This is a genomic window from Sinomicrobium weinanense (genome assembly GCF_018863395.1).
GTDB lineage: Bacteria > Bacteroidota > Bacteroidia > Flavobacteriales > Flavobacteriaceae > Sinomicrobium > Sinomicrobium weinanense.
This window is the reverse complement of record NZ_JAHKRR010000013.1, coordinates 77,560-93,036: the sequence shown is the minus strand read 5'-3', so window position 1 is coordinate 93,036 and position 15,477 is coordinate 77,560. Positions and strand designations below refer to the sequence as shown.

At 49.3% G+C, this 15,477-nt stretch carries 7 protein-coding genes; 6 read left to right on the top strand and 1 reads right to left on the bottom strand.

Going from position 1 to position 15,477, the window contains the following annotated elements:
• Nucleotides 1-248: 248 nt before the first annotated feature.
• Complete coding sequence (locus tag KN811_RS20795) at nt 249-1,850, bottom strand: hypothetical protein (protein WP_187967152.1); 1,602 nt, start codon at nt 1,848-1,850, stop codon at nt 249-251.
• A 313-nt stretch (nt 1,851-2,163) separates the two neighbouring features.
• Between KN811_RS20795 and KN811_RS20790 the strand changes: the two genes are divergently transcribed.
• From KN811_RS20790 to KN811_RS20765, 6 genes are all read left to right on the top strand, one after another.
• Complete coding sequence (locus KN811_RS20790) at nt 2,164-3,678, top strand: sulfatase (RefSeq protein WP_216335005.1); 1,515 nt, start codon at nt 2,164-2,166, stop codon at nt 3,676-3,678.
• 19 nt (nt 3,679-3,697) lie between these two features.
• The gene (locus tag KN811_RS20785; RefSeq protein ID WP_187967153.1) at nt 3,698-7,243 is read left to right on the top strand and encodes a T9SS type A sorting domain-containing protein; all 3,546 of its coding nucleotides are present in this window, start codon (nt 3,698-3,700) and stop codon (nt 7,241-7,243) included.
• A 29-nt stretch (nt 7,244-7,272) separates the two neighbouring features.
• Nucleotides 7,273-8,451 carry a glycoside hydrolase family 88 protein gene (locus KN811_RS20780; protein ID WP_216335004.1) on the top strand — a complete coding sequence of 393 codons (1,179 nt, stop codon included), beginning with the start codon at nt 7,273-7,275 and terminating at the stop codon, nt 8,449-8,451.
• A 45-nt stretch (nt 8,452-8,496) separates the two neighbouring features.
• Nucleotides 8,497-9,681, top strand: coding sequence for an aldose epimerase family protein (locus tag KN811_RS20775; RefSeq protein WP_187967698.1), 1,185 nt, complete (start codon nt 8,497-8,499; stop codon nt 9,679-9,681).
• 32 nt (nt 9,682-9,713) lie between these two features.
• Entirely contained in the window at nt 9,714-11,117 is a 1,404-nt protein-coding gene (locus KN811_RS20770; protein ID WP_187967699.1) for a sialate O-acetylesterase, read from the top strand.
• 170 nt (nt 11,118-11,287) lie between these two features.
• Nucleotides 11,288-15,367, top strand: coding sequence for a hybrid sensor histidine kinase/response regulator transcription factor (locus KN811_RS20765; RefSeq protein WP_216335002.1), 4,080 nt, complete (start codon nt 11,288-11,290; stop codon nt 15,365-15,367).
• Nucleotides 15,368-15,477: the final 110 nt, after the last annotated feature.

The following is a 15,477-nucleotide window of genomic DNA, read 5'->3' as shown; positions in this document are numbered from 1 at the left end:
AAGTCCGGTGTCCGAAGTATATTTACTTCCGATTTCGAACTGTCATCCCGAGCCCTTCGACAGGCTCAGGACAGGCTAAAGTCGAGGGACCGGCTTCCGACTATTTCATCGTTTTCTGGTTTGCAAACTAACGATATGTTTATTTTTTTGCTTCCGGAAAATATGCAGGCCACTCCCCTTTTACCCTAAAGCCCGGGGAGTTTGCCCGGACTGACCGGTTTATTTATAAATGAGGATCGGGCACCGCATTAATCGGTTGACTCGTCTGCCCTGTAATTAAAGTCGGAAAGGAAATACGTTCCCCCTCTTCCGGGCACCTCTGCGTTGTTCAATAATTCTCCCTCAAAATAGGAGGCCACCTTAAAGGCCACCGTAAAGTTCCGGGAGATCAATTCCGAAGGAATATCGAATGAACATTTCACCCATTTCCCATAGAATGTGGTACCGGGTGTTTTTCTCCCATCCGGATCGGGGCCTTCCTGGTTGCCGGGATATGGAGTTCCGATAAATTCGGGGCCCCAGGGCGGACCGGAAGACTTGCCGTCGGTTACGCCCTCCGACCTTCTGCACCTTATGCTCTCATTGACCCGGATCCAGGTGCCGTTGAGCCAGTTCCCTTCTTTGTCCTGGATGTCCCCCCCGGTATAATCGGTAGAGATATACACTTCCAGGTCTGTGGGGGTCCGCCCGTCTTCCATGTAGGTCTGGTAGGCCGGTTGATAGTAATAGTTAAAGGAAAGGTCATAACCGTATTGAAACAATGTCAGGTCTTGTGTGCCGGTAACCATCCATGAAGTGGCAGGATGTGTTACCCCACCGGCAAAAGTCTGGGTTTCAAGAACCGTCTGGGATGTATTTTCCCCGGGCCTTTCTTCAGGGGTCTCCAGAAATCTCCCGGCACTGTTATCTACAACACCCCAGATATCTTCCCCGTTTCCGGGAACAACAACCTGAACGGAAAACCCTTCCCCTCCTGTCGGGAAAGACCCCGAGGTCTTTAAAGTAGGATAGAACGGATAAACGGTTTCAACGGGCATCTCTTGCGGTGTATCTGTAATGATCGTTGTTATTTTGTCTTCAAATACCGTTACTTCATTACTGATATTGCTCACCACCCGGACCGTAGGAGATAAGGTATCATAGACCGAATATGTAAAGTCCGGGGCCAGGGAGATCTCCCCGGTTTCCCCGTTAATGGCCAGTTTATCGGTATGGTCCCCCAGTTCGAAGGTAACATCTGGATTGGCATTGGGAAGAAGGGGTGCGCTTGTCTTGCTTTCTGGATCGCCGTACACCAGGTTCTGGTTTTTGGGAGAGTAGATCAAACTACCGGGCAGAAGCGGGGCTATATAAAGGTGAAAAGCATCCTCGAACACGGTCGAATATTCCACGCCTTTGGCTTCCGTACTCACTTTAATGGTAAAATAATAATCGCCTACGGTAAAATTATGACCGCCGGCTATGGAAATAATACCATTACTGGCCGAGTTCGTTGCATTGACAGATTCCAGGGGGTTGCCATTTTCATCAACCTTACCTTCTTCGGGGTCTACCTCAAATTCAACAGAACTACTTTCGCCAATGCTCACGTATTGCAGATACGATTCGTCCAGCAGGGTACCATCTTCTTTTCTTATACTCACCAGTTCAAACTCAGGGGTAAGACCACCTGTTTGAACGGTGGGAGGTATGGTGGCAATATTTCTGCTCTCTCTCGCATCCGTAATACTCACATAGTTCAGGTTTGCCGGGTCCCCTATTTCTCCCGGATCCGATTTAAAGGAAGAATCGTCACAGGCCGATATCGCCAGAAGGTAAAACAGCAATAAAAGAAATCTTCTGTTTTTCATAATTCATAAATTAAAAGGTGATGATTTTGGCTGAATGTTAACAATAAAACCGAATTATTCACAAATATTAAAAAAAACAAATATTACCAAGGGGGGATAATCGTCTAAATCAAGGGGGTATTTTGATGGCAAGTCCATTCGTCCAAGGAGGTTTCTGGATTATTCTCCCTTGTTTCCACGGGTGATTCATTCATTTAAAACAGACTATTTATACCTCCTGTTTAGACGATTACCCCCCCTTTTCAGAACCCGAAATACAGTACATTGTTTACCGTAAAACACGCACTGTGTGCAACACTAAAATCCGCAAAAAATGAAACTGCAAATGGCAAATTCGTCCAGGTGGTATAAACTGCTTATGATTTGTTTGTGTTTTGCCCCGTACTCAAGGGCACAACAGGACGGCAGTACCGTTAAAAAAAACATCCTGTTCATCGCGGTCGATGACCTCCGGCCGGAACTGGGGTGTTACGGAGCTGCCTATATGAAAACGCCCAATATCGACAAACTGGCCCGGCGGGGAATGCTGTTTGAAAATGCGTATTGCCAGCAGGCCGTCTGCGCCCCGTCGCGAAACAGCATCATGACAGGGTTGCGGCCCGATGCCATGAATATTTACGACCTCGGCACCTTTTTCAGGACAACGGCCCCGGATGTGGTAACCCTGCCCCAGCAATTTAAAGATCACGGTTATACATCAGAAGTCGTAGGCAAAATATACCATATGGGCCACGGTAATCAGGACGATGAATTATCGTGGTCCGTACCTTCATGGGACTATAAACGTGAAGTTGAAAACCTGAAAAGGGTCAGGCGGGGAGATACCACAAGACTGGAATCGGACTTTCCGAGATTAGACGGCAAACACCTCCCCTACTATAAATCCGGGGCCCCCGAAGCACAAATGACCGACGCTATTATCGCACGGATCGCCATAGAACGTATACGCGAATTAAAGGATAAACCGTTTTTTATGGCGGTAGGGTTCAAAAATCCCCATTTACCGTTTGTGGCCCCAAAGAAGTATTGGGACCTCTACGATCCGGACAAGATCGAAATTCCCAAAAGAGAAGACCCGGAAGGTGTTTCGAAATACGCTTTTGTCCGCTGGTCCGGCGAATTAAAAAAATATTACGGAATCGACAGCTATAAAAAAGAGGGCTATCTCCCGGACGACCTCAGCCGTAACCTGATACACGGGTATTATGCCTCCGTAAGCATGATCGACGCCCAGGTGGGCAGGCTGATGGACGCTCTCGACGAGCTGGGCCTCCGGGAAAATACCATTGTGGTACTCTGGGGCGACCACGGCTGGAAACTGGGCGAATACGGCATGTGGGCCAAACATTCAAATACCGAATTAGATACACGCTCCCCATTGATCATAAGCGACCCGGGTTTTCCGGGAGGAAAAAGCAGCAGGTCGCTGGTAGAACTGGTAGACCTCTATCCCACACTCTGCGAATTATCCGGTATTGAACTTCCCGGCCACCTCCAGGGCGAAAGTTTAATGCCCGTGATAAAAGACCCCGCGTATACGGTCAAAAAAGTGGCCATGAGCCAATATCCCAGGGGAAAAGCCCTGAAAAACGACAAAACCCACCAGGAGGTCATGGGATATTCGGTTACGGACGGGCATTACCGTTTTACACGATGGCAATCTTATGAAAACCCCGGGATCGTTTTAGATAAAGAATTGTACGATCATTCCGGGGGGCGGGCAGACATTACCAACCTTGCCAAATTCAAAAAATACAGGTCCGTCGTTCAAAGAATGGAAAAACTGCTGGACGAAAACCTGGAAAAATATCGAAAAGCATCCCATTAATGTAAAACCAACCAAAACCATGAAAAAAAATTACGAGCTCATAGTCCTTTTTTTTTCGCTGTTAGCGGGTAGCTGTTACGCACAGAACAATACGATCGTTCTCGATCCCCTGCCCGGGGGCTCTGAAGGAAACACCAGGTATACGGATGCATCTACACTCCAAACAGATGCCTCAGGTACGGTTTCCTATTACAACAGTAACAGCTATGACGACTGGAGTGTTACCGCAACAACAGTTACCCCCACGGGCGCCCTGGACAAGACTTTTGCGATCACCTTCGGGGGTATGGCAGGCGTAAACACCACCGAAGGGAATGATTTCGGGGAAATGACCTCCCCGGGCGGGATAGACAGGGCCTCAGACGGTGCCCTGGGCATACGCGGGGGTATCGGTAACGGGATCGACTCCGGCGAAGGTTTTTATTTTGGCCTGGACCTGACCAACCTGAATTCCACGGCCGCGGTCCAGATCACCAAAATAGCAGTGGCCCATTTATCCGATCCGGGCGAAACCGGAATGATCGTAAGCCGGAAAAACCCCTTAAAAAGGTTTACTTTCGGGAATCCCGGGGCCCCGGGTGTGGATTACGAACTCAGCAATGGCGCAGGGGTCATCGATGTTTCCTCGTTTAACCTGTACGTCACCGGCGGGGAAGTGAACGAATCCCTGGTGTCCGTATTCAGCAATACCACGGTTTCCAGCGCCTTCAGGATCACACAGGTAGAACTAAAGGTCCTGACCAACATTTTTAATCCCGCTGTCATTGAAAACAAACCACACCCGAGGCTCCTGCTCAAACCGGGCGAAGAATCCGAAATCCAGTCGCTCGTAAACCAGTCCGGGGAGTTCAATGCAATACATTCCTATATCCTGGAACAGGCCGATGCCTTTACCCAGGCAAGCCCGTTGACATACAACCCCAGTAACAACCGTCTTTTAGCGACGGCCAGAAAAGCCATAAAGCAAATTTTTTACCTGGCCTATGCTTACCGGGTGACCGGCCAGGCCTCATACCTGACCAAGGCCGAAGAAGTGATCAATACCGTTTGCGACTTCCCCGACTGGGTCACGTATTCGCTGGACACCGCCGAGATGTGCTTTGCCGTGGCCCTCGGGTATGACTGGCTCTATAACGATCTTGCCGCCGCCACAAAACAAAATGCCCGGGAAGCCATATTGAACTATGCCTTCCTCACCCAAAAGAACAAGCCCTTCTGGGACATGACCTCCAACTGGAACCAGGTGTGTATCGGGGGGCTGGCCTATGGGGCACTGGCCATATACGGGGACGGCACTACCCAGATGAACCAGGAAGCCAAATTTATCTTAAACAATATCGCGGTAAAAAACCCCAATTCCATGAATACCTATGCCGGCGGGAACTACCAGGAAGGCCCCATGTACTGGTCGTACGGAACTACCTATGAAGTGCTGTTGCTGTCTGCCCTCGAAGGGATTTACGGCCAGAACCACGAAACGACCAACAGGCTGACCTATACCCCGGGCTTCCTGGAGTCTGCCGAGTATATGCAATACGTCACGGGAACTTCTTCGCTGTATTTCAATTACAGCGATTGCACCGAAAAACGGGTCCCCCTTCCCGCGACCCTATGGATGGCCGGTAAAGCCGGGAACCCTTCCCTGCTTACCGTAGAAAAAGAACTGATGAAAAACGGGCGGTATGCCAGCGATTATTCCGATGATTCCCGTTTTTTGCCCATAGCACTGGTATACGGAAAAGAGATCGACATGAATAATCTGGCTCCCCCGCAATCAAAAATGTGGAACGGTTACGGGGAGCAGCCTATTGTCCTGGTCCGTACGGACTGGCAGGGTCCCAACGGAAAATATATGGGTGTTAAGGGGGGAACGCCAACGTATAGCCATGCCCAGATGGATGGCGGGTCTTTTGTATACGATTCCCAGGGACTACGCTGGGGAATGGATTTCGGAAAATACGATTATGAAGCCGTAAAAGCCGGGATAGATCCCCCCGGAAGTACGAACGATTTTTCACAGGGCTCCTCCCGATGGGACATTTTCCGGGTGAGCAACCTGAACCACAACACCCTATCGATCAAAAAAAGTTCGGACAGTGAGTGGCAGCATCACAAGGCAGGTGGCCATGCCACTATTGGCCAGATCTATGACACCCCGGCAAAAAGAGGGGCCAGGGTACATTTAAAAGACCTCATCGACTTGAACAACAACCTGGATGCCATCCACAGAAGCATCTACCTGGTGGATGAATCTTACCTTGAAATTAAGGACTTTATCAATAACAAGGGGCAGTCCATGGATATTTACTGGAATATGGTCACCACGGCCCTGGTAGAAACCGTAAGCCCCTCCAAATTAAAGTTGACACAGGGCGGCAAAACCGTAGAACTGGAGATCGTTTCCTCCAATCCCCTGGTTACTTTCACCCTTGCAGATAACCGCTCTACCGATCCTGTCGACTATTTTCCTTCGGCCACCTACGAAAGGAAAAACCCGGGCACGGTAATGGTAGGATTTGAAGCTACCGTCCCTGCCCATGAAAATGTGACATTTACCGTAACCCTGAAAGACGGCGCCGAAGTGCCTCCTTCTACCGCAGAACCCGTAAATAACATCCTGCTGGAAGTTCCCGATCCCAATACGGGGCGGGAGGCCAACGCCTTGTATTACGACACTTCCGAATTTCACATCGATGCGCAGGGAAATGTGGGCATAGGAGGCATTTCTACCGATTATGCCTGGACCGTTTACGGCACCACCGATATCGACAGCGTCTTTGGCAAACCGTTCTTTTTCAGGTGGCACGGTATGGGCACTACCAACACCGGTGAAGGGACCAATTACGGGGCCCTGCTGAGCGAGGCCGGGATTGACAGGAGTTCAACAGGCGAACTCGGGATCCGCGGGGGCCCCAGTAACGGCATAGACCCGGGCGAAGGCTACCGCGTAGGGTTCGACTGTTCGGACCTGCCGGGTTCGGCCGACCTGCAATTAATAAAGGTAGGGATCAGGTTTGCAGGAGGCGAAGAAACAGGGATGATCGTAAACAGGAATGACACTTCCAAAAGGATCTCATTTGGTGGCGACCTGTCTGCGGCAGATGTCATTCTCCCCTCGGGAACGGGATTTGTGGATGTCGAAAATCTCGATATCAACATATCGGGAGGCCAGACAGATTTCGATCTGGCCTCTATCTTCAACACCAGTGCTTCGGGAAGTTACAGGGTAGACAAATTTGTATTTAAACTGATCTCCACAGGGGCCTCCCCCTTAAGCGAAGGTTCGGGGACAAGTGCATTCAAAACCACCGAAAGCGATGTTATCGTCTACCCCAACCCGTCTGCCGGACATATCACCCTGCATCACATCCGGGAGGGCGCAAAGCAGGCAAGAGTAAAGCTGTTTACCAACTCCGGGACCTGTTTACTGGACAAGACCTATAATTTTTCCTCCGGAAGCCATACAATGACCTTAAGCCTGCAGCATATAAAACCCGGCATCTACCTCGTTCAGGTCACCGATGATTTCGGGACTGTAACCACTAAAAAAATAATCAGAAACTAAAATATTACAAATACAAAATACAATCCATAATGAAAATCATCAAGTCGACGATCTTATTGCTTTCCTTAACTGTCTTAAATTGTAAATCGCCCGGGACCACTGAAGCACGACTGGAAAAAAGCGAACAACAACTCACCGCGTTACGCACGCTTTCCATACAGGAAAAAAAGATCCCGAGAAGTATTGACAAAAACGGTAAAAATATCTGGACAAGGCAGCCCTATGACTGGACCGAGGGGTTCTGGCCCGGTACCTGCTGGATGCAGTACGAAAGGACACAGGATGAAAAATGGAAAGAAGCGGCCATTGCTGCGCAAAACCTGTTTATACACCACAAAGACCTCACCAACGACCATGACCTCGGTTTTATCTTTAACAATTCGTTTGGCAAAGCCTACCGGATCACTGGCGAAGAAAAATACAAACAGGTCCTGATCGATGCCGCCAATGCCCTGATCACCCGCTTTAACAAAAATGTGGGGTGCGTCCAGAGCTGGGATGTCGTAGATAACTGGCAGAGCAAACGGGGCTGGAAATTCCCGGTCATCGTAGATAACCTGATGAACCTGGAGATGCTGTTCGAGGCATCGGAAATAACGGGAAACAACAGGTACAGGGAGATTGCCATAACCCATGCAAACACCACCATGCAAAACCATTTCAGGCCGGACGGAAGCTCTTACCACGTACTGGATTACAACCCGGAAACGGGAGCGATCTCCGCTAAGGTCACCGCCCAGGGGTATTCGGACGAAAGCGCCTGGTCGCGCGGGCAGGCCTGGGGCTTGTATGCCTATATCATGTGTTACCGCTATACCAAAGACAAAAAATATCTCGATTTTGCCGAAAAAATAGCAACCTTTATTCTTAATCACCCCAATTATCCCGAAGACGGCGTTCCGTACTGGGACTTCAATGCCCCGAACATTCCGGATGAGCCCAGGGACGCCTCCTCCGGGGCCATCATCGCATCTGCCCTTATCGAACTGAGCGATTATACGGGTGACAGGTATATGCAACAGGCCCTACACATCCTGGATTCGCTGGCCGGCAGTGCCTATACGGCAAAAGAAGGAGAGAACGGGCATTTTGTATTAATGCACAGCGTGGGGAGCATCCCACACGGGAATGAAATAGATGTTCCTATAAACTATGCCGACTATTATTATATCGAAGCCCTTTCCCGCCTAAGGGAAAAAGGCCTGTAACGAGCCACAGTTCAAAAACGAGTCCATAATCCGAAATTCAGACCTATGAAGAGAAATCCATGCTTTGCCATACTGCTTATTGCCCTGCTTTTTTCGGCCTCCTGTAAACAAAGTACGCAGGAAGCACAACCGGGATCGCCGGAAGATCACCGGGAAACCGTACACAAACCACTCCCAGCCCCACTTGCGGAAAAAGATTTTGAAACGGTCATAGACGGTAAACCCGTAAAATTATACCGCATCCGGAATCAAGGTATCGAAGCAGCCATTACCAATTACGGCGGGCGGCTGCTGAGCTTACGGGTGGCCGACCGGAACGGTAACCCCACCGATGTTATTGCCGGAATGGCCGATATAAAAACCTACCGGGAGTCCGACCAACGCTATTTCGGGGCCATCATAGGCCGGGTAGGAAACCGTATTGCCAAAGGAAAGTTCACCCTGAACGGACGGGAGTATTCCATTCCCGTCAACAATGGCAAAAATGCGCTTCACGGCGGCACAAAGGGTTTCCAGGACATCGTCTGGGACGCCGAAAAAAAAGATGAACACACGTTGGTCCTGACCTATGTTTCCCCGGATATGGAAATGGGCTTTCCCGGTACTTTAAACGTAAAAGTGACCTATACCCTTACCCCCGATAAAAGCATCAAAATGGAATACGAGGCCACTACCGATAAAACCACCGTGGTCAACCTCACCAATCATGCCTTTTTTAACCTCAACGGGGAAGGCAGCGGCACTGTCCTGGACCATGTGGTGCAATTCAATGCCGATGCCTACACCCCTGTGGATGCAGACCTCATCCCCACCGGGGAGATCGCCGATGTCAAAGGGACACCTTTTGATTTTTCCACGCCGCACACCATTGGCGAACGGATAGAAACAAAGAGCGACCAACTGAAAAAAGGGAGCGGTTATGACCACAATTTCGTATTGAACGGTACCGGGAAAAACGGGATGAACCATGTGGGCTCCGTTACGGGCGACAAATCGGGCATTGTCATGGAGGTTTACACCCGGGAGCCCGGAATACAGTTTTACAGCGGAAATTTCATGCGGAGCAAGAACATCTTCAAATCGGGGGCAAAAGACCATTACAGGACCGCATTTGCCCTGGAAACACAGCATTTCCCGGATGCGCCCAACCAACCCAGTTTTCCGTCCATAACCTTAAACCCCGGAGAAAAATACCATACAGTATCGATATACAGTTTTTCAGCCCGTTAATACGTATATTTATCCATTATAAAAAATAACCGATGAAACAACCAAAACACCTTTTACTTATTCTTCTGTTCCTTGGTATCAGTGCTGCAACCGATGCACAGACCAAAGTTTCTTCCCTGTTCAGTGACCATATGGTGCTTCAGCAAAACTCCGAGGTTGCCCTATGGGGCACGGACAAGCCCGGCACAAAGATCGAAGCCGATGCAGGCTGGGGCGGGAAGAGCACCGTTGTTACCGACAAACACGGAAAATGGAAACTCTCGCTTAAAACCGAAAAAGCAGGCGGTCCCTATACCGTGGAGATCAGGGGCACCGAAAAAATTCTGCTGGAAGATGTACTGTTGGGCGAAGTATGGCTGTGCTCCGGGCAGTCCAATATGGAAATGCCGATAAAAGGCTTCAGGGGCCAGCCCGTAAACGGGAGCAACGACCTTGTTTTGAACAGTTCCAACCCGCAACTCCGCCTCTTTCACGTAGGCCGGAATATGAGCAGGGAACCCCTGGACAGCTGTGAAGGCACCTGGCAGCAGTCTTCCCCCGAGGCCGTTTTAAAATTCAGTGCCGTGGCCTACCTGTACGGAAAGATGCTCCAGGAAAAGATCAACGTTCCTGTCGGTATCATTTGCAGCAGTTTTGGAGGCACCCGTGCAGAAGCCTGGACCAGGAAAAAAACACTGGCGGACGAAGGGTTCGGTACAGACACAAAAGACCATACCGAAAAGATAAATAAGAACGACCCCTCTGTATTGTACAACGCCATGATCCATCCCCTGATCCCCTATGGCATTAAGGGCGTGATCTGGTACCAGGGCGAATCGAACAGGGGAAATCACGGGCAGTACGCCAAACTGTTCCCCACCATGATAAACAGCTGGCGGAAGGAATGGAATTCCGGCGAATTCCCTTTTTATTTTGTGCAAATAGCCCCTTTTGAATACAAGCCTGACATTAATTCGGCCTTTCTGCGCGAAGCCCAGTTGCACGCCTTGCAGAACACCTCCAACACCGGGATGGCCGTAACCCTCGATATCGGGGAAAAACACTGCATCCACCCGGCCGAAAAAGAGGAGGTCGCAAAACGCCTCTCCTATTGGGCCCTGGCCAAAACCTACGGCTATAAGGGCATACAGTACAGCGGGCCGGTATATAAATCCATGGAAGTCAAAGGCAGCGAGATCCACCTCCATTTCGACTACGCCCCCGACGGTGTTTCCAGTTTCGGAAAAGCGCTCGATCATTTTACGATTGCCGGGGCCGATAAGGTGTTTTACCCGGCAAAAGCAGAAATAAAAAGAGGGGAACTCATTGTTTCGAGCGACCAGGTGGCCAGGCCCGTTGCCGTAAGGTATGGCTGGGAGAATTACCTCGAAGGCTGCCTGTTCAACCTTGCCGGGCTGCCTGCTTCCTCCTTCCGGACGGATCACTGGGAAGATTAATTACAACTCACGGCGCTAGCAAATAGGTAAAAAGCAAAGCGAAGAATCTCCCTTCCCAAGGCCCGGGGAATAGATTCCTCCTACCGTCGGAATGACACTTGTTATTGTTTTCTTATTCATGATTCACGTTATTTTAATTAAATTGACATTTCATTCCATTTTTTAAAAGAATGAAGATCCACCGTTTTTTAAGTCTGCTGTGTTTACTCGGGTGTGTTCAGCACATCGTGGGCCAGGGTGTGGACCATATGCCGAAAGACCTGAAATTTAAACACTTCACCTCCGCCGACGGCCTGTCCCAAAGGTCTGTTATGGCCATTTTACAGGACAAAAAAGGGTATTTGTGGTTCGGCACCAGGGACGGGCTTAATAAATTTGACGGGAACCGGTTTGTCGTATACAAGCACACCCTGGGCGATACCACCAGTTTAAGCAACAACAATGTCCACTCCGTCTACGAAGATACTTACGGGAACCTGTGGACCGGTACCCAGAACGGTTTAAGCAAATACAATCCCGGGCAGGATAACTTTGTCCGGTACAAATATCCGAATACCCAAAATACCGCCACGGACCATATTACCTGGGAGATCACCCAGATAGACCGCGACCTGCTTTGGGTGGCTACCAATAACGGCATCATCCAGGTCAACATTCATACGGATGAGGTCACCAGGCTGCGGAAAGAAGGAAAAGACGCGCCCTTTCTGAGTAATAATAATATCCGGGGCTTTTTAAGAACGGACGATGGTAACCTGTGGATCTGCAACACGAGGCATATCGACATTTACAACCCGGACCAGGGGACTTTCAGGCGTGTCGATTATCCCCGGAAACAAAAGGCCGACATCCACCTGAACCGCCCTCCTGCCCTGTTCGTGGACAGCCGGAATTCCATCTGGCTGGGCTATGAAGAAGGGCTTGCCCGGTATGACCCGGGATCAGATACCTTTGTGGATTTTGAATTGCACGGCAACAAAGCTGTTACCGCTGCGGTGCGAAGCATCTGCGAAGACCTCTCCGGGAATTTATGGATAGGCACCTACTCGGGCCTGTACATACTTCATTCCGGGTATTCCGGGCTGAAACACGTTATGCACGATAAAAACAACGCTACCAGCCTAAGCCAGAACTCCATTTACAGCATTACCCGCGATTCCAGGGGAGATATGTGGATCGGCACCTGGGCAGACGGCATCAACTATTACAACCGGGACAACGATGCCTTTAAGAACATCCTTTCGGGCAACAGCACCACCCAGTTAAATTATAAGGTAGTAAGCGGTATGGCCGAAGACCCCGACGGCAACCTGTGGATAGGCACCGAAGGAGGAGGGCTTAATTTTTACAACAGAAAAACAGGGGAGTTCACCTACTACAAAAACGACCCTGATGATAAAAACAGCCTCAGTGCCAACAATGTAAAATCGGTGATCCTGGACCGGAACAACAATATCTGGGTAGGGATCCACGACGGGGGCGTCAATTTTTTAGATCCCCGGAAAAAACCGCTCCGGTTTGAAGAGGTCGATTTTCCGGAATCGGGCAACATTTCCCTGAAAGCCTATAAAGTATTGACGCTGCTCGAAGATAAAAAAGGGAATATCTGGATCGGGACATTGACAGGCGGGCTTATTAGGTATGATATACAGACCAAACAACTGTCGAGGTTTGACAGCGATATAAGGACCGTCATGGACATCGTGCAGACCCCAAACCCCGACGTATTGCTCGTAGGCGGTGACAACGGGCTCGAAACCATAAACATCACCACGAAAAAAAGAAGCAAAATCCCGATAAAAAAGACTTCAAAAAAAGAACCTCCCCTCTACATCAATTGTATCTTTATAGACAATTATAACAATTACTGGATCGGCACCGAAGGGCAGGGCCTGTTCATGTACGATCCCAAACTCAAAAAAGCGGAAGCTTACGGCACCCGGGAAGGCCTGCCCAACGATATTATATACGGCATACTCCCCGATGACAACGGCAATATCTGGATCAGTACCAACAACGGCATCAGCCGGCTGAACACCGGGTCGAACGCCGTAAAGAATTACTACAAGTCCGATGGCCTCCAGGGAAACGAGTTCAACTATGGCTCCTTTTTAAAAACCGGCAACAGGGAGTTGTTTTTCGGGGGCACCAACGGGCTTACCTATTTTAATCCCAGTGACATCCGGAGAAATACGTTTGTGCCCGAAATAGACATCAGTCATCTCGAGGTCAACAATTCGCCCTATGCCATCATCACCGATTCCGTTTCAAAGATCACGCTAAAGCACCATGAGAATAATTTCAGCATCGACTTTACGGCCCTGAGCTATATGCAGCCCGAAAAAAACGAGTTTGCCTATATGCTCGAAGGCCTGGATAAAACCTGGAATGATGCCGGAAACCGGAAAAAGGCCTTCTATACCAACATCGGCCCGGGAAATTACGTGTTCAGGGTCAGGGGGGCCAACAACGACGGCGTGTGGAACGAAGAAGGGGATTCCCTGAACATCGGGGTCCTGCCCGCGCCCTGGAAAACGTGGTGGGCCTACCTGCTCTACGCAGTTTTTTGCATCGGAATAGCTCTGTATATCCGCAAACTGATCTTACTCCGGATCAAGGAAAAAAAGGAAAAGGAACGGCTGGAAGAAATAAACCGCTTAAAGCTGAGGCTGTTTACCGATGTTTCGCACGATTTCCGGACCCCGCTGACACTGATCATAGGCCCGCTTGAAAAAATGATCCGGAAAAATTCGGGCGACCCTTATATCCGGGAACAACACGAGATCATGTACCGGAATGCCCGGATGCTGCTTCAGCTTATCAACCAGATACTCGATTTCAGGAAAAGCGAGTCCGGAATACTCTTCCTCCGGGCTTCAAAGGGTAATATCGTTCCCTTTATCGCAGACATTAAAAAGTCGTTCGATGCATTGGCGGCGAAAAAAAACATCGAATATCAATGGATCGCCGAACATAAAAATATCGAAGTGTGGTTTGACAAGATCAAGCTGAAGAAAATTTTGTTTAACCTGCTCTCCAACGCCTTTAAATTTACCGATAACGACAAGATCATTATCAAGGTTGCCACAACTTCAAAAAAACAAGGGGCAAAGCCGGCAGACTATGTTAAAATAGACGTTATAAACTTTGGCCCTGTCATCCCCGGAAACGAGCTCAGGTTTATTTTCGACAGGTTTTACCAGCTCGACCAGGGCCAAAAAGACCCCGGGTCCGGTATAGGGCTGTCCCTCACCAAAAGGCTGGTAGAACTTCACAAAGGCAAAATAACTGTAAAAAGCTCGGAAGCCAAAGGCACCCGTTTCAGTGTTTTCCTCAGATTGGGCAACAGCCACTTATCGGAAAGCGAACGTATTGACGGAGCTGGGAACATCGGTGACTATGAGTTTTTTATAGATACGGGTACCGAAAATACCAAACCACCGGAGAGAACGGCGCCCGCACCTTCCGCGGAGGTATACAGGGAAGGCCTTCCCGGCTTATTGATCGTAGAAGACAACCCGGACGTACAGGACTTTATCAAGGAAATATTTGAGGACAGCTACCGTATTTTTGCCGCCGAAAACGGGGAGCAGGCCATCTCCATAGCCCACGACAACCCGGTAGACCTGATCATAAGCGATGTAAGCATGCCTGTCATGGACGGTTTCGAATTGTGCGACCGTATTAAAACAACCCTGATCACCAGTCATATCCCGGTCATACTGCTCACGGCAAAAACCTCGCCGGTACACCAGGAAAAAGGGTACAGGACCGGGGCAGATGCCTATATTACCAAGCCCTTTGATGCCGGGATCTTAAAAACCAGGGTAGATAATTTGCTGAAAACAAGGGAAAACCTGAAACGCAAATTCAAAAAAGACCTGATCCTGGAACCTAAAAAACTGAACATAACATCTGCCGACGAACTCTTTCTCGAAAAAGCGATCGCCGTCGTAGAACAGCACATTACCGATCAGGATTTCAATACCGCCATGTTTACAGACCAGATGAACATGAGCCGAACGGTGATCTATACCAAATTAAAGGCCCTCACCGGGCAGAACCTTTCGGCATTTATCCGCACCATCCGGCTCAAGAGGGCCGGGCTGCTGATCTCCCGGACCACCATGAACATTTCCCAAATCGCCTATGAAGTAGGCTTTAACGACTTAAAATATTTCCGAAAATGCTTTAAGGAGTTTTTTAAGGTAACCCCTTCCGAATATAAAAGGAAAAAAACTGGAAGGTGATTTCTGAAAAAGGTAACTTCAAACTCCATAACATTATTAAACACTGTAGCCTTAAGATGTGCGATAGTATCTCTTCCTTCATTTACATTATCCGGATATTCCATTATTTA